This is a genomic window from Cellulosimicrobium sp. XJ-DQ-B-000 (assembly GCF_031119065.1).
GTDB lineage: Bacteria > Actinomycetota > Actinomycetes > Actinomycetales > Cellulomonadaceae > Cellulosimicrobium > Cellulosimicrobium funkei.
Map to the genome: position 1 here is coordinate 69,592 of NZ_JAVHYN010000004.1, position 21,706 is coordinate 91,297.

Here is a 21,706-nt window from a genome sequence, read left to right on the forward strand (position 1 = left end):
CGGCCTCCGTGTCGAGGGCGTCAGCGCTCGGTCGTGCCCGTGCCCGCCATCGGGAGGGCGAACGCGAGCGTCGCCGCCGCGAGGCCGCCCACGAAGAGCCACACACCGCCGTCGACGCCGGACATGCCCGACCCCATGAGCACGAGCCCGCCGACGAACAGCGCGAACGCCACGACGAACCGTGCGACCGCGCCCGCGTGACCGGGGATGTCGCGCCCTTCGGTCCCGGTGGGGAGGGGGCTTTGCGCCGCCTGCTCGCTGGACGTGGTCATGGGTTTCTCCTTCTGAGGTCGGAACGGGAGCCGGACGTCGCCGTCGGCGATCAGTCCAGGTAGTTCTCCACCGTACCGGGGTCTCGCACCGTCGCCGCATCGGGGTCGCCGCCGAACTCCCGGGCGGCGCCACGCTGGCGCAGCAGGTCCCAGCACTGGTCGAGCTCGACCTCGATCGCCCGGAGCCGCTCGTGCTCCTCGCCCCCGGTGATCTCCCCCTGCGCGAGCTGCTCGCGGAGCTCGCGCTCCTGCGCCACGAGGTCGCTGATCGTCCTGCGGATGCCGCCGTCGGTCGCCATGCCGTCCACGGTATGCCCGACGGCGCGGGTGCGCCCCGGGAGGCCGGCCCCCGCGGGCGCGGCGTCGGCGGTGCGCCCTAGGCTCGTCGCATGACGACGACGATCGGGCGCACGGTCCTGCTCTGCCGCGACCTCGACGCGAGCGCCGCGTTCTGGGCCGACGGGTTCGGCTTCCGCACGTTGTTCCAGGGGGAGACGGAGGGGTTCCCCCTGCTCCACGTCGGCCCCGGACGCGTCGACGAGCCCGGCCTGTGGCTCGTGCCGCTCCCCGAGGGCGGCGCACCGCTCGTGCGGCACGGCCTGCCCAACCTCGTGCTCTACGTCGACGACCTCGACGCGGCCCTCGCGCGCCTCGCCGCGGCCGGGGTCGAGCCGTTCGTCGGGCCCGACGCCGACGCCGACACCGGCGACCGGTTCGCGCACGTCCACGACCCGGACGGGCACCGGGTCGTCGTCGTGCAGCTCGGGACGACGACCGACCCCGCGTAGCGGGCTAGCGGGCCGGCACCCACGTCGCGTCGTCCGCGAGGATCGTCACCTCGTCCTGGTCGACGACGAGGAACCCGCCCCCGATCCGCAGCTCGGCCGTCGGGCGGTCCGGGGTGCGCAGACGCACCCGGCCCGCCGTGAGCGACGCCGCGACCGGCTGGTGCCGCGGCAGGATGCCCAGCGTGCCCGACGCCGCCGGGACCGTCACGCTCCGCGCCTCCCCCGCCCAGAACACCCCGGACGGCACCACCACCTCCACGGACACCAGCCGCTCCCCGGCGGGTGCGGCGGTCTCGGACGGGGACGGCAGGGCGACGGGCACGGAGTTCCTCCCGGACGGTGGACGGCGGAACCCCCGAGTCTGGCCGGGCGACCCGCTCGCCGGGCCCGGCACTTCGTCACCCGGTCGGGGTCGAAGGTCACCGGGGAAGCGCCCGCCGCGTTGGTGCCTGCGAGCGGCCCGCGGGCGGCCCGCGCGGCGACCGTGGGTGGCCCACGTCACGATGGGCGCATGAGCACCCACGCGCACGGCATCCACCACTCGATCGACTACGTCGAGCTCCCCGTGACCGACCTCGCCGCCGCGCAGGCTTTCTACGGCGCGGCCTTCGGCTGGGAGTTCGTCCCCTACGGCCCCGGGTACTCCGGGATCCGCACGGCGGCAGAGTCCGGCGCGGACGAGGCCGGCGGTCTACGTCTGGCCGAGTCGGGCGACGTGACCCGCGGCGGTCCGTTCGTCCTGCTGTTCTCCGAGGACCTCGACGCGACGCTCGCCGCCGTGCGGGACGCGGGCGGCGAGGTGGTCGAGGGCCCCTACGAGTTCCCCGGCGGCCGCCGGTTCCACTTCCTCGACCCGAGCGGCAACGAGCTGGGCGTCTGGGCGACGTCCTGAGGGACGACGTCGGCCGTCGCGCCGGGGGTGCGCGGCGACCCGGGCGGCAATCACGTTGACGACGGTGGGTGCCGAGGCGCACCATCGAGGGTGACGGTTGCCGTGGGCAGCCGTCCGTCGTGCCGGACGGGCACGACCACGGATCAGGATCGCGCCGACGGCGCACCGCACGGGACGAGGAGACGCGGATGCACGGCACCGCAGGCTGCGAGGTGGCCCTGGCGGCCTGCTCGGGCGCCCTCTCCCCCCGCACCGTCACCCGCTGAGACCACCGCGCCGCGGGCCGTCGTCCCCGACGGCCGCCGCGCTCCGGGGCGCACCGCCGTCCGACGACCCCGTCGTCGCCCGGCCGCGCCGGTCACGACGCGACGGCTGCGGGCACGCCGTCCCCCCGCCCCCGGAGGCGCCGTCGTGCGCCCGGGCGAGCACGCGTCGTCGTGCACGCCCGCCGGGCCGCGGACCGTCCTGACACGGAAGCAGCGAACCCATGAACCCCCTGACCGAGAAGCAGATCCGCGCGTCGTTCGTCAACGCGTCCAAGCGCGAGGCCGCGCAGGCGACCCTCCCCGACCTCGACATGCTCGACTGGGACCGCCTCGACTACCTCGGGTGGCGCGACCGCAAGGCCCCGCTCCTCGCGTACGCCGTCGTGGAGGTCGACGACGAGCCGCGCGGCGTCCTGCTGCGCTCGACCGACGCCAAGACGGGCGGACGGCGCAAGCGCGCCGTGTGCGCGTGGTGCGAGGACGTCGTCGTGACGGACGACGTCAGCCTTTACGTGGCGCGCCGCGCCGGGGCCGCCGGGCGTCGCGGCAACACCGTCGGCACCCTCATCTGCACGCAGTTCCTCTGCTCGCAGAACGTCCGCCGGGCCCCCACCCGCACCGAGATGGGCGACGACGAGTCGATGCGCGAGCTGTTCGTCGAGCTCCGCGTCGACGGCCTCCGCGAGCGCTCCGCGCGCTTCGTCACCGAGGTCATGCGCGACGTGTGACCGACCGCGGCTCTACCTCGGCGGACCCAGGCTCTACCTCGGCGGACCCGGGGTCTCCCTCGGCGGACCCGGGCTCTACGTCGGCGGACCCGGGTTCTCCCCCGCGCCAGGAGGGCCACCAGTTCCACCGGCCCAGGAGCGTCATCGTCGCGGGCAGCAGCAGCCCGCGCACGACGGTGACGTCGAGGAGCACGGCGACGGCCATGCCGACGCCGACCTCCTTCATCGCGACGAGCTCGCCCGCCGCGAAGCCGAGGAACACGATGCCGATGGCGACGGCCGCCGTCGTGACGACCGGGCCGGACGCGGTGATGCCGCGGAGCACGGCCCGGTCGTTCGCAACGCGCGGGTCCTCGCCGGGCGCGCGGGCGCGCCACTCCTCCGCGGTGCGAGACAGGAGGAACACCTCGTAGTCGGTGGAGAGGCCGAACACGAGCATGCCGACGAGCAGGGGCGTGGTGACGTCGAGCGCACCCCACGGCTCGAACCCGAGGAGCGAGGCGCCGACGCCGTGCTGGAACACGGAGACGAGGACGCCGAGCGTCGCCGCGAGCGTGAGCAGGTTGAGCACGAGGGCCTTGAGCGGCACGACGAGCGAGCCCGTGAGCAGGAAGAGCAGCACGAAGGTCGCGAGCACCACGACCCCGGCGGCGAGCGGGAGCCGCTGCGCGAGGTGCTCCTGGGTGTCGACGACCTCGGCGGCCGGTCCGGCGACCAGCACCTCGAGGTCGGTGTCGAGGGCGCGCACGGCGTGCACGAGGTCCTGCGCCTCCTGGGCCGTCGCGTCACCGCCCGGGCCGACGTCGGGCGTGAGGTCGACGACGGTGACCTCGGGCGGGTAGCCGGTGTCCTGCATGGCGTCCTCGACGCCGGGCAGGGCGGCGGCCCGGTCGAGCAGCTCGGGCACCGCCGGGTCGTCGACCGGGCCCTCCACGAGCACGGTGACGGGCGCGACGCCGAGGTCGGCGAAGCGGGAGGTGGTGGCGTCAGCGGCGAGGCGCGCCTCGGCGTCGGCGGGCAGCGAGCGGACCTCCGAGCTGCCGAGCGTCAGCGAGCCGAGGGGCGCCGCGAGGGCGAGCAGGAGCGCCGTCGCGCCGAGCGTGACGAGCACGGCGTGGCGCTGCGCGGTGCGCGCGAGCCGGCCCAGCGTGCCGGCACCGCCGCGGCCCGTCCACGGGTGGGACCACGTGCGCGCGCCCGGCGCGGGGATCGCGCGGTGCCACGTCGCGACGAGCGCGGGGACGAGCGTGAGCCCGGCGACGGTCGCGACGAGCACGACGATCGCCCCGCCCACCGCCATGCCGGAGAGCAGGGAGTCACCGAGCAGGAGAAGCCCGGCGAGCGAGATGGCGACCGCGAGGCCGGAGGCGAGCACGGCGCGGCCGGCGGTCGCGAGCGTGCGCCCGACGAGCTCGTCGAGCGGGAGGCCCGGGGACGCGGCGCGCTCCTCGCGGAAGCGCGCGAGCACGAGCAGCGAGTAGTCGACCGTGAGGCCGAGACCGAGCAGCGTCACGACGTTCACGGCGAACTCGTTGACGGGCACCACGCCGAGCAGCCCGCTGAGCACGAGCAGCGCGACCGCGATCGCGGCGAGCGCGGAGAGCAGCGGGACCAGGCCGGCCCGCAGGCCGCCGAGGACGACGACGAGCACGACGAGGAGCACCGCGATCGCGATCCCCTCGCCCACCGCGGCGTCGGTGATCGCCTGCTCGACGAACGCCTCCTCCGCGAGCAGCGCACCGCCCACGAGCACCTCGGGGGTGTCGACGGTGTGCAGCGCGTCGGCGACGCGGTGCGCGAGGGCGAGCGCCTCGTCGTCGGACAGCGCGGGGTCGAGCTCGACGACGACGAGCGAGCCCTGCGCGTCGTCGGCGATGAGCCCGCCGCCGGTGTAGGCGTCCGAGAGCTCCACGACGCCGGGCATCGCGCGGATGCCGTGCATGACCTCGCTCGCCTGGGCGATGAGGTCGGCGGAGAAGTGGTCGCGGCCGGACAGCACCGCGACGACGGTCTCCCCCTCGGGGGCGAGCTCCTCGAGGCGTTCCGCCGCGAGGGCGGACGCGCTGCCCGGCGGGGCGGGGTCGACGTCGGAGGTCTTGTCGAAGACCGCCCCGCCGAGCACGGCGCCCGCGGCGAGGAGGACGGCCCAGACGACGAGGACCACGCCCCGGCGGCGGGCGGCGAACCGTCCGGTCCGGTGCAGGAGGCGTCCGAGCGTCATGGGGGCTCCCCTCGTCGGGAACTCGTCGGGGAGTCGTGGGGTCGGCCTCGGCCGGCTCGCCCACGACGTTCGTGCGGTGCGTCCGTGCGGCAGCGCGCGGACGTGAGCACCCTACGCGAGGGTGGGAGCGCCGTCGGACCGCGCTCCGCCCTGCGGGGACGCCCTGCCGGGCGCCGGACGAGACGGGTCGGGCGGGGGCGGCTCGTGCCGCCGCCCCCGCCCGGTGCGACCCGGGGCGGACGGCTCACGCCGCCCGCCCCGGGTCATCGGCTCAGCCGCAGCTGACGGCCTCGTAGGCGGCGTCCGCCTCGAACGTCCGGCCGTCACCGGTCGCGGAGACCTGCGCGACGCCGGCCTCGACCGACGTGGCACGCGTCGCGAACGACTGGTACGCGGAGGCACCCGGCTGGACGCCGGTCACCGTCTTCGTCCCGAACGGCGTCGTGAGCGTGACGTCCGCCGGCACCGTGTCGTCGTTCGTGGCACGGACCGCGACGTAGACCTTGCCCGCGAGGCAGCGGGTCTGGACCGTCGTCGAGATCGCGAGCTCCTCGACGGGCTCGTCGGTCAGCTCCTTGAACCGGATGTTCCGGTAGTTGACCATCTCGCCGTTGCCGTGGTTCTGGATCCCCACGAAGCTGTTGACCAGGCGGGCCGGGTCGCTGCTCGTGAAGTCGTTGACGAGCACGTCGTTGAGGTAGACCCGGATGCGGTCGCCCTCGACGCGGATGTCGTACGCGTTCCACTGGCCGACCGGCTTGAGCGAGGCCTCGACGGCCGCGGCGTCGGCACCCTGGAACGTGTAGATGGCACCCGTGGTGCGGTCGGCGGCGTCCGTCGCGTCGATCTGGATCTCGTAGCCCTTGTTGACGGCCACCCACGGGTCGTCGCCCGGGTTCGGGAACCCGACGAACACGCCGCCGTTGTCGTCCTTGAGGAGCTTCCAGTCGAGCTTCAGGCTGTAGCTGTCCCCGAGCTCCTGGTTGAACCAGAGCAGGCCCATGCCGCCCGCGCCCTGGATCGAGCAGTCCTCCTGGCGGCCGAAGCCACCCGGACCGGCCATGCGCCAGCCCGCCTGGAGGCTCGCGAGGGTGCCGTCGAAGAGGGCGGTGTAGCCGTCCTCGACCTCGCCCGGGGTGCAGATGTCCGGGTTCTCGCCGATCGAGAGCACGTCGATGTTGATGTTGCCCTGGTCGCCCGTCTCGTACGCGAGCGTGATGGTGTTCGTGCCCGCCTGGAGCTCGAGGTCGCGCGTCTGCACGCCCCAGTCCTTCCAGCTCCCCGTGGTCGGGAAGTTCCACTGGCCGAGGTCCTGGCCGTTCACGTGGAGCGAGACGTTCTTGGACCGCAGCTCGGTGTACGGGTGGATGCCGTTGGCGTAGCGCACGTTCACCGGGTAGGTGCCCGCCTCGGGGACGGTCACGGAGAACGTGCGGCCGGAGCCGACGCTCGTCATGCCCGCGGCGAAGCCGGAGCCGGAGTAGTTGCTGTGGTCCGAGCCGATGCTCGAGCCGCCGAGGGGCTGGGCCAGCTCCGCCTCGTACCAGCCGCGGTCGGCCGGGGCGACGTAGCCGGGCAGCGAGTTGAGCGTGTACCAGGCCTCGGTGCTGAGGAGCTCCGCGCCGTCGGCCGAGGCGAACGGGCGCGGGGACCGGACGTAGACGACGTGGCCGGGCTTGAGACCGTCGATCTTCAGCGTGACGGTCGTGCGGTCCTCGGACACCTGGGCGTCCGTGACGAAGAGCGGCTGCTCGTCGACCTTCGGGCCGCCGTACTGCTGCGTCGGCACGTAGCGCCACTGCTTGATCTGGTACGCGTCGGCGAGGTTCTCGACGACCTCGTCGGAGACCGGGTCGGTGTACTCGATCTCGAAGCCGCCCTCGACCACGCGCATCTCCTTCATGTCGAAGGAGTCCTCGTTGACGGGGACGAGCTTCTGGAGGCCGAACCGGAGCTTGCCGGACTCGCCCCAGTTGCCGCCCTCACCGGTGCCGCCGGCGTAGAGCGCGCCGTCGGGGCCGTAGATGACGCGGTTCACGCCGACCTCGAGGCCCGCGGTGTGGCGGAAGACCGCACCCTGGAACTCGCCGTCGACCTTCTCGAGGAACGCGCGCTGGATGCCGCCGTACGTGACGTCGCCGAGCAGCATCTGGCCCGCGAACTCGCCGTCCTCGACGAGGATCGGGTTGCCCGGGGAGTTGGCGATCTCGTTCTGCGGCAGCCACACGGCCGGCGGGGCGACGGGGTTCGAGTCGAACGGCCCGGCCGGGTTCGTGTAGTGGTTGTAGAACTTGTCCTGCTGGATGTGGATGAGCTTGTTCGACGGCAGCCAGGCACCCTGGTTGTCCGTCGCGAAGATCTCGCCCTCGGGGCCGAAGCCGATGCCGTTCGGCGTGCGGAGGCCGCCCGCGACGTAGCTCACCTCGCCCGTCTCGCGGTCGATCTTGATCGACGTGCCGCGGTTGGCCGCGGGCTGCGGGTTCGTCGTCGCGCCGCCGTTGTTGATGGCCACGGAGAGGTTGACGTAGAAGTAGTCCTCGTCGTGGATCAGGCCGAACGCGAACTCGTGGAAGTTGCCGCCGTCGGGCCACTCCGCGATCTTCGTGTGGGTGTCGTAGAAGCCGTCGCCGTCGGGGTCGGTGAGCTGCGTGAGCTGGTACCGCTCCGAGACGAAGATCGAGTCCTCGACGACCTCGATGCCCATGGGGTTGAGCAGCTCGTCCGCGACGAGCGTCGCGGTGACGTCCTCGGGGCCGTCGGCCGTGGTGACGCCGTCGAGGAAGTACACCTCGCCGGACACCGGGTCGGGGCGCCAGCCGCCGGAGCTGACCTCGCCCGTCGTCACGACGGCGAGCTGCTCGTCCGGCGTGAACGCCAGGCCGGAGACCTTGGGCTCGAAGCCCGCGGGGCGCAGGTCGACGAGCTCGTAGTTGGGGTTGACGGAGTCGAGCCGCAGGCCGTCGCCGGCCGTGTCGGTCGCGCCCTCGCAGTACTTGTAGCCGGGCGCGGTCACGCGCACGACGCCGGCCTCGGTGCTGAGCGCCGAGGTCGGGATCACCTGGAAGGAGGAGCTGCCCGGCGTCTTCCACGCGAGCGTGAGGCGCTGCTTGTCGCTGCCCTCGTAGTAGTCGACCCGCAGGTCGTGCACGCCTGCGGTGAGCGTCGCGCTGCCCTCGACGGAGGTCGAGTCGTTGGGGCCGTCGTTCTCGAGGACGAGCTGGCCGTCGATGTAGACGAGCGCGCCGTCGTCGTTGGTCACGCGGAACTGGTACTGGCCGTCCGCCGGGACGTGCAGGTTTGCGCTCACCTGCGAGATGAAGTTGTCCTCGGCGCCGAACTGCTCGGCCGTGGACCAGTCGATGGTCGGCATGAGCTTGTCGACGTTGGGCGTCTGCCCGGACTTCAGGGTGCAGACCCCGCCGGGGTTCTGCGCGAGCTGGAAGGTCCGCAGCGTGACGCCGGGCTCCTGCTCGGGGAGATCGGCCGCGGCAGGGACGGCCCAGCCCGCGACGACCAGCGCGCCGAGGGTGAGGGCGGCCGCGCCGCGTCGGTACCTGATCCGGCGGGACACCGGCAGGCTGGTGCGTTCGAGCATCGTTGCTCCTTACTCGGTCGGACTACGAGTCCACGGAGCGTAACCCCTGCCTGGCCCCGTCGATGACAACGCTGGACAGGCTAGCCCCGTTCTATCGATGTGTCTACAACTTCCGTCGCACCGTCGACAAAAGTGCTCCCATCAGCGGGGACGTACGCTCACGGCATGACCGCACGCCACGGAGACATCGCCGACCGGACCGCGTCCCGCCCGTTCGCCCAGGTCGACGTCTTCACCCGCACGCCGACCCTCGGGAACCCCGTCGCGGTCGTGCTCGACGCCGTCGGCCTCACGGACGAGCAGATGGCCGCCTTCGCGCGCTGGACCAACCTCTCCGAGACGACGTTCCTCCTGCCGCCCACGCCCGACGGCGCCGCAGGCGGCGCCGACTACCGCCTGCGGATCTTCACCCCGGCGGGCGAGCTGCCGTTCGCGGGCCACCCGACGCTCGGGTCGTGCCACGCGTGGCTCGAGGCGGGCGGCAGCCCGCGCCCGGGGGACGTCGTCGTGCAGGAGTGCGGCGTCGGGCTCGTGACGATCCGGCGCGAGGAGGGCACGGAGCGGCTCGCGTTCGCCGCGCCCGCGCTGCTCGCCGACGAGCCGGTCCCGGCCGACGACCTCGCGGCGATCGTCGCCGCGCTCGGCGTCCCCGACGAGGCCGTGCTCGACCACCGCGTGCTCGACAACGGGCCGGGCTGGCGCGTCGTCCTGCTCGACTCCGCCGCGCGCGTCGCGGGGCTGACGCCCGACTGGACCCGGCTGCGCGCGGAGCACCCCGACCTCTCGGTGGGCGTCGCCGGCCTGCACGGGGACGACGGCGGCCCCGACGGCACCGCCGTCGAGGTGCGCGGGTTCGCGCTCGCCATGGGCATCCCCGAGGACCCGGTCACCGGGAGCCTCAACGCCGTCGTCGGGCAGTGGCTCACGCGCGACGGCCGCCTCCCCGGGCGCTACGTCGCCGCCCAGGGCGCCGCGCTCGGCCGGGCGGGGCGCGTGCACGTCGAGCGCGACGGCGCCGGGACCGTCTGGGTCGGCGGGTCGAGCGTCACGTGCGTCGCGGGGACCGTCCGCCTCTGACGGGTCGCCGCCGCGGAAAACGGAGGCCCGGAGGCCCGCCCGCTCCGTAGACTCGGGCAAGTGTCAACAAACCCTCCGGTTTCCGGACCGGCGCGCGCCCTGACGGACCGCGCCGTGGTCTCGCGCGCGCGGTGGGCGCTCATGGTGCAGTTCGCGCTGTTCGGCGTCATCGGCACGTCGTGGATGAGCCGCCTGCCGTCGGTGCGCGAGGCGCTCGGGCTGAGCTCTGGCCAGCTCGGCGCGCTGCTCGTCGTGGGCGGGGTCGGCACCCTCACGGCCGTCGTCGTGACGGGCGCGGTCGTCGCGCGCTTCGGCAGCCGCACGACGCTCGTCGTCGCGACGTCCGCGAACGTGGTCGGGTTCGGCCTCGTCGCGCTCGGCACGGCGACCGGCAGCGTCGGCGTGTTCGCGGCGGGCGCGTTCCTCAACGGCATGTGCGGCGCGCTGACCAACGTCCCCATCAACATCTGCGCGGCGTCGGTGGAGCAGCACGTCGGGCGCGCGATCCTCCCCCACTTCCACGCGGCCTTCTCCATCGGGGCGGCGTGCGGGGCGCTCGTCGCCGCCGCGTTCTCGTGGGCGCACGTGGGCATCGCCACGCAGGTCGTCGTCGTCACACTCGTCGTCACGGCGGCCCGCGCGCTCCTCATCGCGCCCGCGACGGCGATCGCGCCCGAGCGTGCCGCGGCGCGCACGGCGGCGGCCCACGGCGCCCCCGCACCCCGGCGCGGCGCGGGCGTCCGCGCGGCGCTCGCCGCGTGGCGCGAGCCGCGCACCCTCCTCATCGGGCTCGTGCTGCTCGCGTCGTCGCTCTCCGAGGGCTCGGCGGGCAACTGGCTGTCCATCGCCGTGGTCGACGGGTTCGACGTGCGCGAGGCGCTCGGCGCGGTGGCGTACGGGACGTTCGTCGGCGCGATGACGGTGTTCCGGTTCGCCGGCACCGGGCTCATCGACCGGTTCGGTCGCGTCGCGGTGCTCCGGGCGTCGGGCGCCTCCGCGCTCGTCGGGCTCCTCGTGTTCGGCCTCGCGCCCACGCTCCCGCTCGCCTGGGTCGGCATCGTCCTGTGGGGCTGCGGTGCGGCGCTCGCGAACCCCGTCGCGATCGCCGCGGCGTCCGACGATCCCGCGCACGCCGCACCCCGCGTCGCGGTCGCGACGTCGTTCTCCACGGTCGCGATGCTCAGCGCTCCCCCGCTGCTCGGCCTGCTGGTCGACGGCGTCGGGGCCCGCCACGCGCTCCTCGTGATCTGCGCCGCGACGGTGCTGTCCCTCGCGGTCGCGGGCCAGGTCCGGCCCCTGCCGCGCCCGGCGGCGCCCGCCCCGGCCGACGACCTGCCGGAGCCCGGCCGGGAGCGCCCGGTCGGGTCCCGCTAGGGGGACGCGTCGCGCGCCCGCCGCGGCCCCGGCGCACACTGGCGGGTGTGAGCCTGGCAGCCCGTGCCCCGCGCCGAGCGCCCGCTGCCGCGCGGTGGGGGTGGGTCGTGGCCGCCGTCGTGGCGGGCCTGGCGTTCCTCGTGCGGTGGCACCTCGTCGGCGGCTCGGCCGGGATCGGCGGGTACCGCGGCTACGACGACGGCGTGTACTTCTCGGCCGCGGTGGCGCTCGTGCACGGCCGCGTGCCCTACCGCGACTTCCTGCTCCTGCACCCGCCCGGCTCGACGCTCGCCCTGACGCCCTTCGCCACGCTCACCACGTGGACGAGCGACGACCACGCCCTGGTCGCCGCGCGCGTCGGCATCATGCTCGTGGGCGCGGCCAACGCCGTGCTCGTGACGCGCGTGGCGCGCCGGTGGGGCACGACGGCGGCCGTCGTGGGCGGCGTCCTCTACGCGCTGTCGTACGCCGCGGCGTGGGCCGAGCGGCTCACGCTCCTCGAACCGCTCGGCTCCCTGTGCCTGCTCGGCGGGGTCGTGCTGCTGCTCCGCGGCCTCGACCGGCGCCAGGAGGGCACCGGCCGCGAGCGCCCGTGGCTCTGGGCGGGCGGGGCCGTCCTCGGGCTCGGTGCGACGGTCAAGATCTGGGGCGTGGTGCCGCTGCTCGTCGTGCTCCTCTGGCTGCTGCTCGCCGCCGGGTGGCGCACCGCGGCCCGTGCGGCCACGGGCGCAGTCGTCGCGCTGGTGGCGGTCCTCGGCCCGTTCCTCCTCGCCGCGGGGTCGGACATGGTCCGCATGGTCGTGCTCGACCAGCTCACCCGGCCCCCGGCGACGACGGACCTCGAGCAGCGGCTCGTGTGGCTCACGGGGACCGGCGGCCTGCGCGACCTCGTGCCGGAGCAGGAGCAGCTCGCCGTGGCATGGACCGTGCTGGCGCTCGCGACGGTCGCCGCGGTCGCGGCGTGGGTCGGGCGGCGCGGGCGGCTGTGGGTCGTGCGGCTCGCGGTGCAGGTCGGCGTCCTGCTGCTCTCGCCGTCCGCGTACCCGCAGTACGCGGCGTTCTCGGCACCGGCGCTGGTCCTCGTCCTGGCCGCCGCGTGCTCGCTCCTGCCCCGCCCGGGCAGGGTCGCGGCGGGGGCGCTCCTGAGCATCGGCGCCGCAGCCCTCCTCGTGGCCGCGGTGCAGACCGCACCGCGCATCGCCCCGTTCCCGACGGCCGAGGTGGCGGCGGCGCTCCCCGACGACGGCTGCGTCCGCGCCGACTCCCCCGGGGTCCTCGCCGTCCTCGACGTGCTGAGCCGCGACCTCGAGCGCGGCTGCGAGCTCCCCGTGGACCTGTCGGGGTACGCGTACGACCACGGCGCGCGGGACGCCGCCGGCGAGCCGGTGCCGCGCCGTCGGAACCTCGCCTGGCAGGAGGAGGCGCTGCGCTACCTGACGTCGGGGTCGTCCGCCGTGCTCGTGCGGTCGACCGGCAACGGGTTCAGCGACGAGACCTGGCAGACCCTTGACGCCACGACGACGACCGTCCTCGACCGGCCGGGGGTGCAGGTGCTCGTCCCGCACGACGTCACGCGGCCGGGAGACTGAGCCCCGGCCCTCGCGCCTCGACGCGCTCAGGGGGCACTCGGCCGGTCCCTGGGCGCGACGTCTGGTGCAGGTGCCAGCGGCGATGCGGTCCACGTCGCGTGCATCCGGCAGGCTGAGCCGACAGCGGCAGGTCAGAAAGGGCGAGCCGACACCGACCCGACCGCAGCCCACGCGGGGGTACTGCTTTTGCTTGACGCCCGTCAAAAGCCGTCGGTACGGTCGGGGCCGGTCGACGGTGACGAAGTGGTCATCGTCCTGGATGAGGGTGTGGGTCGATGGCGGCTGGCAGGGGTGCCCGGTTCGACGGTGCGGCGTTGCGTGAGGACCTGCGCGCGTCGTGGAAGGACGCGACGGCCGCGTTGGTGCTGACGCTCGCGATCTTCGCCCTGTTGTACTGGCGGGTGGCGGAAGGCACCTCGGCGACGATCGAGGTGATGCCGTTCCTCGCGGACGCGCCGTTGTACTGGATGTACTGGCTGTGCCAGGCATTCGGGTGGTCGGGTCTGCTGTGGGCGTGGATCACGGTGATGCTCGGCCTCGTCCGCTCCTCGCGACGCCCGGCATGGATGCCCGTGTCGACGGCGCGCCTGGAGCGGTGGCACCGCACGACGAGCCTGACCACGATCGGTCTGATGTTCGCGCACGCGTTCTGGTTCTTCGCCGAGCTGGTGCGGGAGAACGCGGACGGGCTCTCGACGCCGGCGTTGCTGTGGAGCGCGTTCGTGGATGTGTTCGTGCCGGGCGGGTACTCCTCGGGCACGGGGCAGATCGCGATCCTGGTCGGACTGCTGGCGCTGTACCTGTCGATCCCGCTCGGTCTGGCGTTCTACGCGCGCCGGTGGATGGGCCCGCGGGTGTGGCAGGCGCTGCACGCCTCGATCATCGTGGTGTACGTGCTGAGTGTGTGGCACACCCTGCTGTACGGGACGAACGTCTGGTACGACGGCGCGTTCCGCACCACGATCTGGCTCCTGCAGCTCCCCGTCGCCGGGCTCCTCCTGGTGCGGCTCCTCGCGCCTGCCCGCACCCCTGGGCGGTCCGTGCTGGACACGGCCGGGCGCTGGGTCGGGCGCCTCGCAGTCTCGGCGACGATCGTCGTCGTCCTGCTCGTCACCGCGACCGGGCGCGACGGCGGGCGCACGCCCGGCGCGGACGGGACCGGGCTCAACGTCACCCAGGTGATGGTCTGGGCCGGGTTCGCCCTCTTCGTGGCCGCGGTCGCCGTCACGGTGGTGCGCGCCCACCGTCGCCCGCGTGCGACCCCCGAGCGTCAGCAGACCCCCGCGCCCGCGCTTGAGACGACCCGGTAGCGGCGCGACCGTGACCGTGAACCGCCGGTGTGAGATGGGCGACCGACCGTGACCTGCTGTCGATCCTGCCGACAGGCCGCGGCTAAGGTGGCGCGCGTGGACTCCCAGAAGCAACAGATGGCGCGCATGGTGCGCGCGGTCCTGCTGGCGTCCACCACGTTCTCCTTCGCTGCGGTCGCGCACGCCTGGGGTGGCGGTCACCTGCCCTCCGGCCTGGGCCTGCTCGTCCTCGGTGTGCTGACTGCCGCGGCATGCAGCGCCGCCGCACGTTTCCGTGCGCGCGCCGGATGGCTCGTCGCGTTCCTCGGGCTGTTGCAGCTCGTGCTGCACCACGGCTTCATGATCTTCACCCCGGCCACCGCGCACGGGTTAGCCGCGACGGACGCGGGCATCGGGCTCCACCACGGCGCGGTGGATCCCGGCCTGGTCGCAGGGGCCGCGGATGTCGCGCACGCGGGGCACGCGATGGGGCCGGGCATGCTCGCCGCGCACGCGGGTGCCGTCGTCGTGACGGCGCTGGTGATGGGCGCGGCCGAGCGCGCCGCGGGCCTGGCGTGGTCGGTGTGGACCTTCCTGCTCCCGGTCCTGCTGGGCCTGTTCCGGCCCGTCGTCCTGCCGCGCCCGCGCCCGTCGTGGGCGACTGTTCCTGAGCCGGCCGCGTTGTCGCGGCTGGTGGGCTCGGTCGCGCCCCGGCGTGGCCCGCCGGTGTCCTCGCTGACCTTCGCCTGAGCCCACCCGACGGCGTCCCCCTGGGGGCGTGACGTGGGTGTGCGGTCGAGGTCGATGCTGCCCCCTTTCTCCCCGTGCACGCGTCCCGCGTGACGGGCACGTCGTCGTGCCCCGCCCTCGCGCTCGTGCGTGCTGCCTCGAAGGACACCACCGCTGATGACTTCTGTGACCCCTCGCACGAGCGAGGAAGCTCCCACCCGACCGCCCACCGAGCCCGCGCCCGAGACGACCGGCCCGGACCTGCCACCGCCGGACCGGCCCGGGCTGTGGGAGTCGGTGCGCCCGCTGCTGCACCGGCTGCACTTCTACGCCGGCATCCTGGTCGGCCCGTTCCTGCTGATCGCGGCGACCACCGGACTGCTGTACACCGCGACCCCGACGCTCGAGCCGATCGTGCACCGCCACGAGCTGTTCGTCGACGAGGTCGGCACCGCGACCTACGCCCTGGACCAGCAGCTCGCCGCGGCACGCGAGGCCCACCCCGAGGGCACCGTCACCCAGGTTCGACCCCCTGCGACGGCGGACGGCACGACCCGGGTCGTGCTCGCTGTGGACGACGTGCCCGAGGGCTACACCCGGACCGTGTTCGTCGACCCGTACACCCTCGAGGTGCGCGGCGCCCTGGCGACCTACGGCGAGTGGCTGCCCGTGCGGGCGTGGGTCGACGACCTGCACCGCAATCTCCACCTCGGCGAGGCCGGGCGCTGGTACTCCGAGCTCGCCGCGTCCTGGCTGTGGGTCGTCGCGCTCGGCGGGCTGGCGATGTGGATCGCCCGCGTCGCCCGCACCCGCACGGCGCGCCGCCTGGTCGTGCCCGAGGTGCGCGCGAAGTCGAAGCGCAAGCGGGTGCTGTCCTGGCACGGGACGGTCGGCACCGTGATCGTGCTCGGACTCCTGGGCCTGTCCGCGACCGGCCTGACCTGGTCCGCGAACGCCGGGGCGAACATCGGCGAGCTGCGCACCGCCCTGTCCTGGGGCACCCCGACCGTGGACACCACGCTGCTTGGCGCGACCCCGCCCGCCGCTGCTGCGGCCGAGCACGCCCACCACCATGGCCCTGGGTCCGGGCCGGCGTCGGACGACGTCCTGACCGCGGGGGTGGGGATCAACGGGGTCCTCGCTGTCGCGCGTGCCGAAGGCCTGCGGGAGAACCCCCTGCAGATCACACCCCCGGCCGAGGACGGGCAGGCGTGGGTCGTCAAGGAGAACAAGCGTTCCTGGCCCTCCCAGCAGGACGCGATCGCCGTCGACGGCGCCACGGGCGAGGTCGTGGACCGGATCGACTTCGACGACCAGCCCGCTGCGGCGAAGCTGACCCGGTGGGGCATCGACGCGCACATGGGCCTGCTGTTCGGGATCTGGAACCAGATCGCCCTGGCCGCCGTCGCGATCGGCCTCATCACGCTCATCGTCCTCGGGTACCGCATGTGGTGGCAGCGCCGCCCGACCCGCTCCACCTCCCGGCGCCCCGGACCGCCGATCCCGCGCGGAGCACTGCGCCGCGCACCGCTGTGGCTCGCGATCACCGTCCTGGCCCTCGCCGCCGCCGTCGGCTGGTTCATCCCGTACTTCGGCATCCCGCTCGCGGTGTTCCTGCTCGTCGACCTGCTGCTCGCCGCCCACGCCCGCCGCACCACCAAGGTCCCCGCATGAGCCCGCGCCGCGCCGGCACCTCACCCACGAACCCCCTGGAGAACACCATGACCCGCACCCGCACCCGCACCCGCCTCTTCGCCGGCCTCGGCGCCCTGACCCTGACGGCCGCCCTAGCGGCCTGCTCGACCGGCGCCGCCGACGCCGGAGACGAAGCAGCAACCACCCCCGCAGCGGCTGAGGCCGACGCGCTGGACATCACCGACCCGTGGGTCAAGGCCGCCGACGAGGGCATGACCGCCGCGTTCGGGACCCTGACCAACGACTCCGACGCCGACGTGCGCATCGTCTCCGCGATCAGCGAGGTGACGTCCTCGATGGAGCTGCACGAGATGGCCACCGGCGACGACGGCGCGATGGTCATGCGCCAGAAGGAGGGCGGCTTCGTCATCGAGGCCGGCGCCACCCACGAGCTCTCCCCCGGCGGGGACCACCTGATGTTCATGGACCTCACCACCCCGGTCCAGCCCGGCGACGAGGTCACCGTGACCCTGACCGCGGAGGACGGGTCGACGTTCGAGTTCACCGCGCCCGGCCGGTCGTACTCGGGCGCGAACGAGGAGTACGACGGCGGCGAGCACGGCGAGGGCGACATGGAGATGGACATGGAGACGGAGCACGCCGACTCATGACCGGCTCCGACAAGGCTGTTCCCGTACGGCGCGGCGCCTCGCGCCGCGCGTTCCTCCAGGGTGGTGCCGCCGCGCTCGGCGGCGCCGCCCTGGCGCTCGGCGGACGCGCCGCGGTCGACGCCGCCGCCGCCGAGCCACCCCCGCCGCCGGTACCACCGGTGGACGCCACGGGCACCGCGACCGTCGCGTTCCGCGGTGCCCGCCAGCCCGGGGTCGATACCGTCCCGCAGGCGTTCGCCGCGCTCGTCGCGCTCGACCTCGTCGACGGTGTCGACCGTGACGCCCTGGTGCGCCTCATGGGCATCTGGACCGACGACGTCGAACGCCTCATGGCCGGCCGCCCCGGCCTGGCGGACACCGAGCCCGAACTGGCGACCGTCCCCGCTCGGCTCACCGTGACGCTCGGGTACGGGCCCGGCATCTTCACCGCCGCGGGCCTGGAGGACCGCCGCCCGACCTGGCTGCGCCCGCTCCCTGCGTTCGGGATCGACCGGCTCGAGGACCGCTGGAACGACGGCGACCTCCTGCTGCAGGTGTGCGCCGACGACGACGTGACCGTCACCCACGCCGTGCGTCTCCTGGTCAAGGAAGCCCGCACGTTCGCCACCGTGCGCTGGGTCCAGCGCGGGTTCCGCCGCGCCCCCGGCACCGAGAAGCCCGGCACGACGATGCGCAACCTCATGGGCCAGGTCGACGGCACCCGCAACCTCGACCCCGCCGTCGACCCGGATCTCGTGTGGCACGCCGACGGTTCTCGCGGCTGGCTCGCCGGCGGCACGTCCATGGTCGTGCGACGGATCGCGATCAACCTCGACACCTGGGACGAGCTGGACCGTTCCGGACGCGAGGAGGTCGTCGGGCGGCGCCTGGACACCGGGGCACCGCTCACCGGCACCCGTGAGCACGACGAGCCCGATCTGGAGGCCAAGGGGCCGAACGGGTTCGAGGTCATCGGCTCGTTCGCCCACATCCGTCGTTCACGCACCGACGATCCCGAGCAGCGGTTCCTGCGGCGGGCCTACAACTACGACGCCGCTCCCGCACCGGGTGCCCTGTCCGACTCGGGGCTGCTGTTCGTCACGTTCCAGGCCGACGTCGACCGCCAGTTCGTCCCCATCCAGCAACGCCTGGACGAGCTCGACCTGCTCAACCAGTGGACGACGCCGGTCGGGTCGGCGGTCTTCGCGATCCCACCCGGTGCCCGCGACGGGGAGTACCTCGGACAAGGACTCTTCGATGCGTGACCCAGCACGCACCGACAACCCCCACGACGTCCCGCACGTCGAGGGTTTCCACCTGCCCAGGCTCCGCCCGAGCGAGATCGCGCTCCTGGGCGCGATCCCGCTCGCGGTGCTCGTCGCGCTGGTCGGGCTTGCCTGGACCGGCGAGCTCGCACCCAAGCTCCTGGCAGACCCCGGCGACGTCGTGCGCTACGGGCTGCCCGTCGCCCGCGTCGTCCACGACGGTGCGGCCGCGCTGACGATCGGGCTGCTCGTCCTGGCCGTCGGCGTCCTGCCCGGGCAGGGCAAGGTTCCGGGCGCAGTGTCCTACTCGCAATGGACCGCGACCCGGTGGGCCGCCCGGGCCGCCGCGGTGTGGCTCGCCGCCGCTATCGCCGTCGTCGTCTTCACCACGGGCAACTCGGTCGGGATGAGCCCCACCGACCCCGGCTTCTGGGACCAGGTGCACTACTTCGCCATCGGCATCGAGCTCGGGCAGTTCCTCGCCGTGTCCACGCTGCTCGTCGCCGGGTCGTTCCTGGTCCTGCTCGGCGTGCGGACCGTGAACCGTGTCGCGGTCGCACTCGTCCTCGCCCTGGCGGCGCTGCTTCCGGTCGCGCTGGGCGGGCACGCCGCGGGCGCGGACGAGCACCGCAACGCCGTCAACTCCCTGCTGGTCCACCTCGTCGCGGTCACCGTCTGGGTCGGCGGGCTCGCCGGGCTCGCGCTCCTGCGTCCCCGAGTCGGCACGGCCCTGCCCACGGTCGTGGCGCGCTACTCGGTCGTGGCCGCGTGGTGCTTCGCCGGCGCCGCGTTCTCCGGCATCGTCAACGCCTCGCTGCGCCTGGAGAGCCCTGCTGACCTCGTCACCTCGACCTACGGGCTCCTGCTCACCGTCAAGGTCGTCGCGCTCGTCGCGCTCGGCCTCGCCGGCTGGGCCCAGCGTCGGCGCATCATCCCGCGGCTCGCCGCGCCCGATGGCGGTCGGGCGTTCGCCCGACTGGCCGTCGGGGAGATCCTGGTCATGGCGGTCACGTTCGGCGCGTCCGTCGCCCTCTCACGGTCCTCGCCCCCGGTCCCCCAGGAACCTGTGACCTACGACCCGCGGCACGCCCTGCTCGGCTTCCCCTACCCCGAACCCGTCTCCGCACGGACCATGCTCACCGCGTTCCAGCCGGACTGGCTCTTCCTCGCCGTCGCGGCCACCCTCGCCGGCCTCTACCTGGCCGCCGTGGTACGGCTGCACCGCCGTGGTGACCGGTGGCCGGTCGGACGCACGGCCATGTGGGTGCTCGGGTGCGTAGCACTGGCCTACGCCACCAGCGGCGGGCCCGGAGTCTACGGGTCGGTGCACTTCTCGACGCACATGATCCAGCACATGGCCCTGATGATGTTCGTCCCGCTGCCCCTCGCGCTCGGCGCACCGGTCAGCCTCGCCCTGCGTGCTCTGCCGCCGCGCAGTGACCACTCACGCGGGCCCCGCGAGTGGATCCTCCTCGTCGTGCACTCCTGGTACTCGCGGGTCCTCACCCGCCCAGCCGTCGCGGGTGTGATCTTCGCCGGCAGCCTCGTCGCGTTCTACTACACCGGCTGGTTCCAGTACGCCCTGTTCGAGCACCCCGGCCACCTGCTCATGCAGGTCCACTTCCTGCTCTCGGGCTACCTCTTCTTCTGGGTCATCCTCGGCATCGACCCCGGCCCCACCCGTGCCGCCTACCCCGTCCGGCTCCTCATCCTGCTCGTCACTATGGCCTTCCACGCCTTCTTCGGCATCGCCGTCATGGCCGACCAGCAGATCCTCGCTGCGGACTGGTGGGCAGCCATGGGATACAGCGACACCGAAGACCTGCTCGAGGACCAAGCCGTCGGCGGATCGATCACCTGGGGCGCCGGGGAGATCCCCGTCCTGATCGCCGCGATCGTCGTCGCGGTCCAGTGGGCCCGTGACGACGAACGCACGGCGCGACGCCGCGACCGCCAGGCCGACCGCGACGGTGACGCCGAGCTCGCCGCCTACAACGACCACCTCGCCGAGCTCGCCAGGCGAGGCACCTAGCCGCTGGCGCTCCCTACGGGGTCGGGGTCACGCGGGGACTCCTCGGTCGTCGGCTCGTCCGCACCGCCCGCGGCACGCTCGGCGAGCGCGGCGGCGACGGCGGCGTCGACCGCGCGCTGCTGGGCGGTCCGCGCCCGGCGCCGCGCGCGGACGCGCCAGACGACGAGCAGCGCCACGAGGACGAGGAGGCCGAGCGCAACCCACGGCACGGCCCAGGTGGCGGCGGTCGCGACGACGCCCGGCACGACGACCTCCGGGTCGGGCACCGTCCCGGGCAGCGGCACGACCTCTCCGCCGACCGTCAGCGTCGCGACCTCGCGACCGAGCGGCCAGACGCCGTCGACCTCGACGGTCCGCTCGACGGACGAGCCGGGGAGGAGCTCGGGCACGTCGACGTCGGTCGCGGCCGTCGCGCCGAGCCCGAACGGGCCGGAGACGCGGACGGCGGTCGCGGGGGCGACGCGTGCGTTGCCCTCGTTCGTCACGGTGAACGTGACGGTCGCGCTGCCGGGCGCGAACGGGTTGAGCGTGCCGTCGTAGGCGAGCCGCACGTCGTCGACCGCGAGCGCCGGGGCGAGCTCGCCCTGGACCCGCAGGTGGACGCGCGAGCCGAGCCGCCGGTCGGTCGTGACGCCGTCCTCGGCGACCACGACGAGGGACGACACGACTCCGGCGGCGTAGTCGCCCGGGGTCGCGTCGTCGGGCACGGTGACGGTGAAGGGGACCTCGACACGCTCCTGCGGAGGGATCTCGACCTCGGCCTGGTCGAGGGCGATCCACGACCCGAGCGCGGTCGACTCCTCGCCCGCGGGCAGGAGGTCGAGCGTGCCGTCGTCGGTGAGGAAGCCGTCGGCGGCGTACACGGCGAGTGCGAGCGGGGTGTCGCCGTGGTTCGAGACGACGAGGCTGTCGCGCAGGGAGCCGCCGGGCGTGAGCGAGTACGCGAAGTTGGGACGGTCGACGCCCTGGGCGGTGTCTCCCGGGCGCACGCCCCACTGCACGGTCTGCGCCGGGTCGGGGGCGGGCGCGTCGTCGGTCGCGAGGGACGCCCGCGCGGCGGGCGCGACCTGGCGGGGGGCCGCGGCGGGCGCGGCCTCCCCGGGGAGCGCGGCGGCGGCGGGCGCGCCGAGGAGCGCGAGCGCGAGAAGGGGCCCGGCGAGCGCGCGCAGGGCGTGGGACGCAGGGGCGGGAGAGGTGCGGCGATGGGTCATGCGCTCGGTCCTTCGTCGGTGCAGGTGGGGCGGCTCGGACGAGAGCCGCCGGACCGGCCGGCCACCACGACGCGCGTGGTGGCCGACCGGTCG

The 21,706-nt window shown here is 74.1% G+C and carries 18 protein-coding genes; 12 read left to right on the forward strand and 6 right to left on the reverse strand.

All coding sequences use genetic code 11. The features are described from left to right. Window positions 1-20: 20 nt before the first annotated feature. Entirely contained in the window at window positions 21-272 is a 252-nt protein-coding gene (locus RDI86_RS08130) for a hypothetical protein (RefSeq protein ID WP_244550390.1), read from the reverse strand. Between the two features lie 50 nt (window positions 273-322). Next, on the reverse strand, window positions 323-571 hold the full coding sequence (locus tag RDI86_RS08135; protein ID WP_144722965.1) for a DUF2630 family protein: 249 nt from the start codon (window positions 569-571) through the stop codon (window positions 323-325). Window positions 572-661: 90 nt separating this feature from the next. Between RDI86_RS08135 and RDI86_RS08140 the strand changes: the two genes are divergently transcribed. Further along, window positions 662-1,060 (forward strand): VOC family protein, encoded by a 399-nt coding sequence (locus RDI86_RS08140; protein WP_308821122.1) that lies wholly within the window; start codon window positions 662-664, stop codon window positions 1,058-1,060. A gap of 4 nt (window positions 1,061-1,064) precedes the next feature. Here RDI86_RS08140 and atpC read toward each other — a convergent pair whose 3' ends face one another. Then, entirely contained in the window at window positions 1,065-1,382 is a 318-nt protein-coding gene (gene atpC / locus RDI86_RS08145; RefSeq protein ID WP_206158323.1) for an ATP synthase F1 subunit epsilon, read from the reverse strand. A 189-nt stretch (window positions 1,383-1,571) separates the two neighbouring features. Here atpC and RDI86_RS08150 point away from each other — a divergent pair, with 189 nt between their 5' ends. Both RDI86_RS08150 and RDI86_RS08155 read left to right on the forward strand, forming a co-directional pair. After that, window positions 1,572-1,952, forward strand: coding sequence for a VOC family protein (locus RDI86_RS08150; RefSeq protein WP_076404242.1), 381 nt, complete (start codon window positions 1,572-1,574; stop codon window positions 1,950-1,952). 487 nt (window positions 1,953-2,439) lie between these two features. After that, a complete protein-coding gene (locus tag RDI86_RS08155) occupies window positions 2,440-2,946 on the forward strand; it encodes an FBP domain-containing protein (RefSeq protein ID WP_308821123.1) in 507 nt (168 codons plus the stop codon). Here RDI86_RS08155 and RDI86_RS08160 read toward each other — a convergent pair. Next, window positions 2,930-5,167: an efflux RND transporter permease subunit gene (locus tag RDI86_RS08160; RefSeq protein WP_308821124.1), complete on the reverse strand. Its 2,238-nt coding sequence runs from the start codon at window positions 5,165-5,167 to the stop codon at window positions 2,930-2,932. The genes RDI86_RS08155 and RDI86_RS08160 overlap by 17 nt on opposite strands. Window positions 5,168-5,438: 271 nt before the next feature. Next, a complete protein-coding gene (locus RDI86_RS08165; RefSeq protein ID WP_076404239.1) occupies window positions 5,439-8,762 on the reverse strand; it encodes a family 16 glycoside hydrolase in 3,324 nt (1,107 codons plus the stop codon). Between the two features lie 165 nt (window positions 8,763-8,927). On the opposite strand from RDI86_RS08165, the gene RDI86_RS08170 reads away from it, so the two are divergent. From RDI86_RS08170 to RDI86_RS08210, 9 genes are all read left to right on the forward strand, one after another. Beyond that, a complete protein-coding gene (locus RDI86_RS08170) occupies window positions 8,928-9,839 on the forward strand; it encodes a PhzF family phenazine biosynthesis protein (protein ID WP_308821125.1) in 912 nt (303 codons plus the stop codon). Between the two features lie 60 nt (window positions 9,840-9,899). Further along, complete coding sequence (locus tag RDI86_RS08175) at window positions 9,900-11,213, forward strand: sugar MFS transporter (protein WP_163185239.1); 1,314 nt, start codon at window positions 9,900-9,902, stop codon at window positions 11,211-11,213. A 47-nt stretch (window positions 11,214-11,260) separates the two neighbouring features. Then, window positions 11,261-12,802 (forward strand): glycosyltransferase 87 family protein, encoded by a 1,542-nt coding sequence (locus RDI86_RS08180; protein ID WP_308821126.1) that lies wholly within the window; start codon window positions 11,261-11,263, stop codon window positions 12,800-12,802. A 275-nt stretch (window positions 12,803-13,077) separates the two neighbouring features. Further along, window positions 13,078-14,112: a ferric reductase-like transmembrane domain-containing protein gene (locus tag RDI86_RS08185; protein WP_308821127.1), complete on the forward strand. Its 1,035-nt coding sequence runs from the start codon at window positions 13,078-13,080 to the stop codon at window positions 14,110-14,112. 96 nt (window positions 14,113-14,208) lie between these two features. Beyond that, window positions 14,209-14,841 (forward strand): hypothetical protein, encoded by a 633-nt coding sequence (locus RDI86_RS08190; RefSeq protein ID WP_308821128.1) that lies wholly within the window; start codon window positions 14,209-14,211, stop codon window positions 14,839-14,841. 156 nt (window positions 14,842-14,997) lie between these two features. Next, the gene (locus RDI86_RS08195) at window positions 14,998-16,494 is read left to right on the forward strand and encodes a PepSY domain-containing protein (protein WP_308821129.1); all 1,497 of its coding nucleotides are present in this window, start codon (window positions 14,998-15,000) and stop codon (window positions 16,492-16,494) included. Continuing rightward, the gene (locus RDI86_RS08200; RefSeq protein ID WP_308821130.1) at window positions 16,491-17,126 is read left to right on the forward strand and encodes a copper chaperone PCu(A)C; all 636 of its coding nucleotides are present in this window, start codon (window positions 16,491-16,493) and stop codon (window positions 17,124-17,126) included. The genes RDI86_RS08195 and RDI86_RS08200 overlap by 4 nt, the downstream gene beginning before the upstream one ends. After that, window positions 17,123-18,370 carry a Dyp-type peroxidase gene (locus tag RDI86_RS08205; protein ID WP_308821131.1) on the forward strand — a complete coding sequence of 416 codons (1,248 nt, stop codon included), beginning with the start codon at window positions 17,123-17,125 and terminating at the stop codon, window positions 18,368-18,370. The genes RDI86_RS08200 and RDI86_RS08205 overlap by 4 nt, the downstream gene beginning before the upstream one ends. Next, a complete protein-coding gene (locus tag RDI86_RS08210) occupies window positions 18,363-20,402 on the forward strand; it encodes a bifunctional copper resistance protein CopD/cytochrome c oxidase assembly protein (RefSeq protein ID WP_308821132.1) in 2,040 nt (679 codons plus the stop codon). Before RDI86_RS08205 ends, RDI86_RS08210 begins: the two co-directional genes overlap by 8 nt. Here the strand turns inward: RDI86_RS08210 and RDI86_RS08215 are convergent. Continuing rightward, window positions 20,399-21,613, reverse strand: coding sequence for a WxL protein peptidoglycan domain-containing protein (locus RDI86_RS08215; protein ID WP_308821133.1), 1,215 nt, complete (start codon window positions 21,611-21,613; stop codon window positions 20,399-20,401). The genes RDI86_RS08210 and RDI86_RS08215 overlap by 4 nt on opposite strands. Window positions 21,614-21,706: the final 93 nt, after the last annotated feature.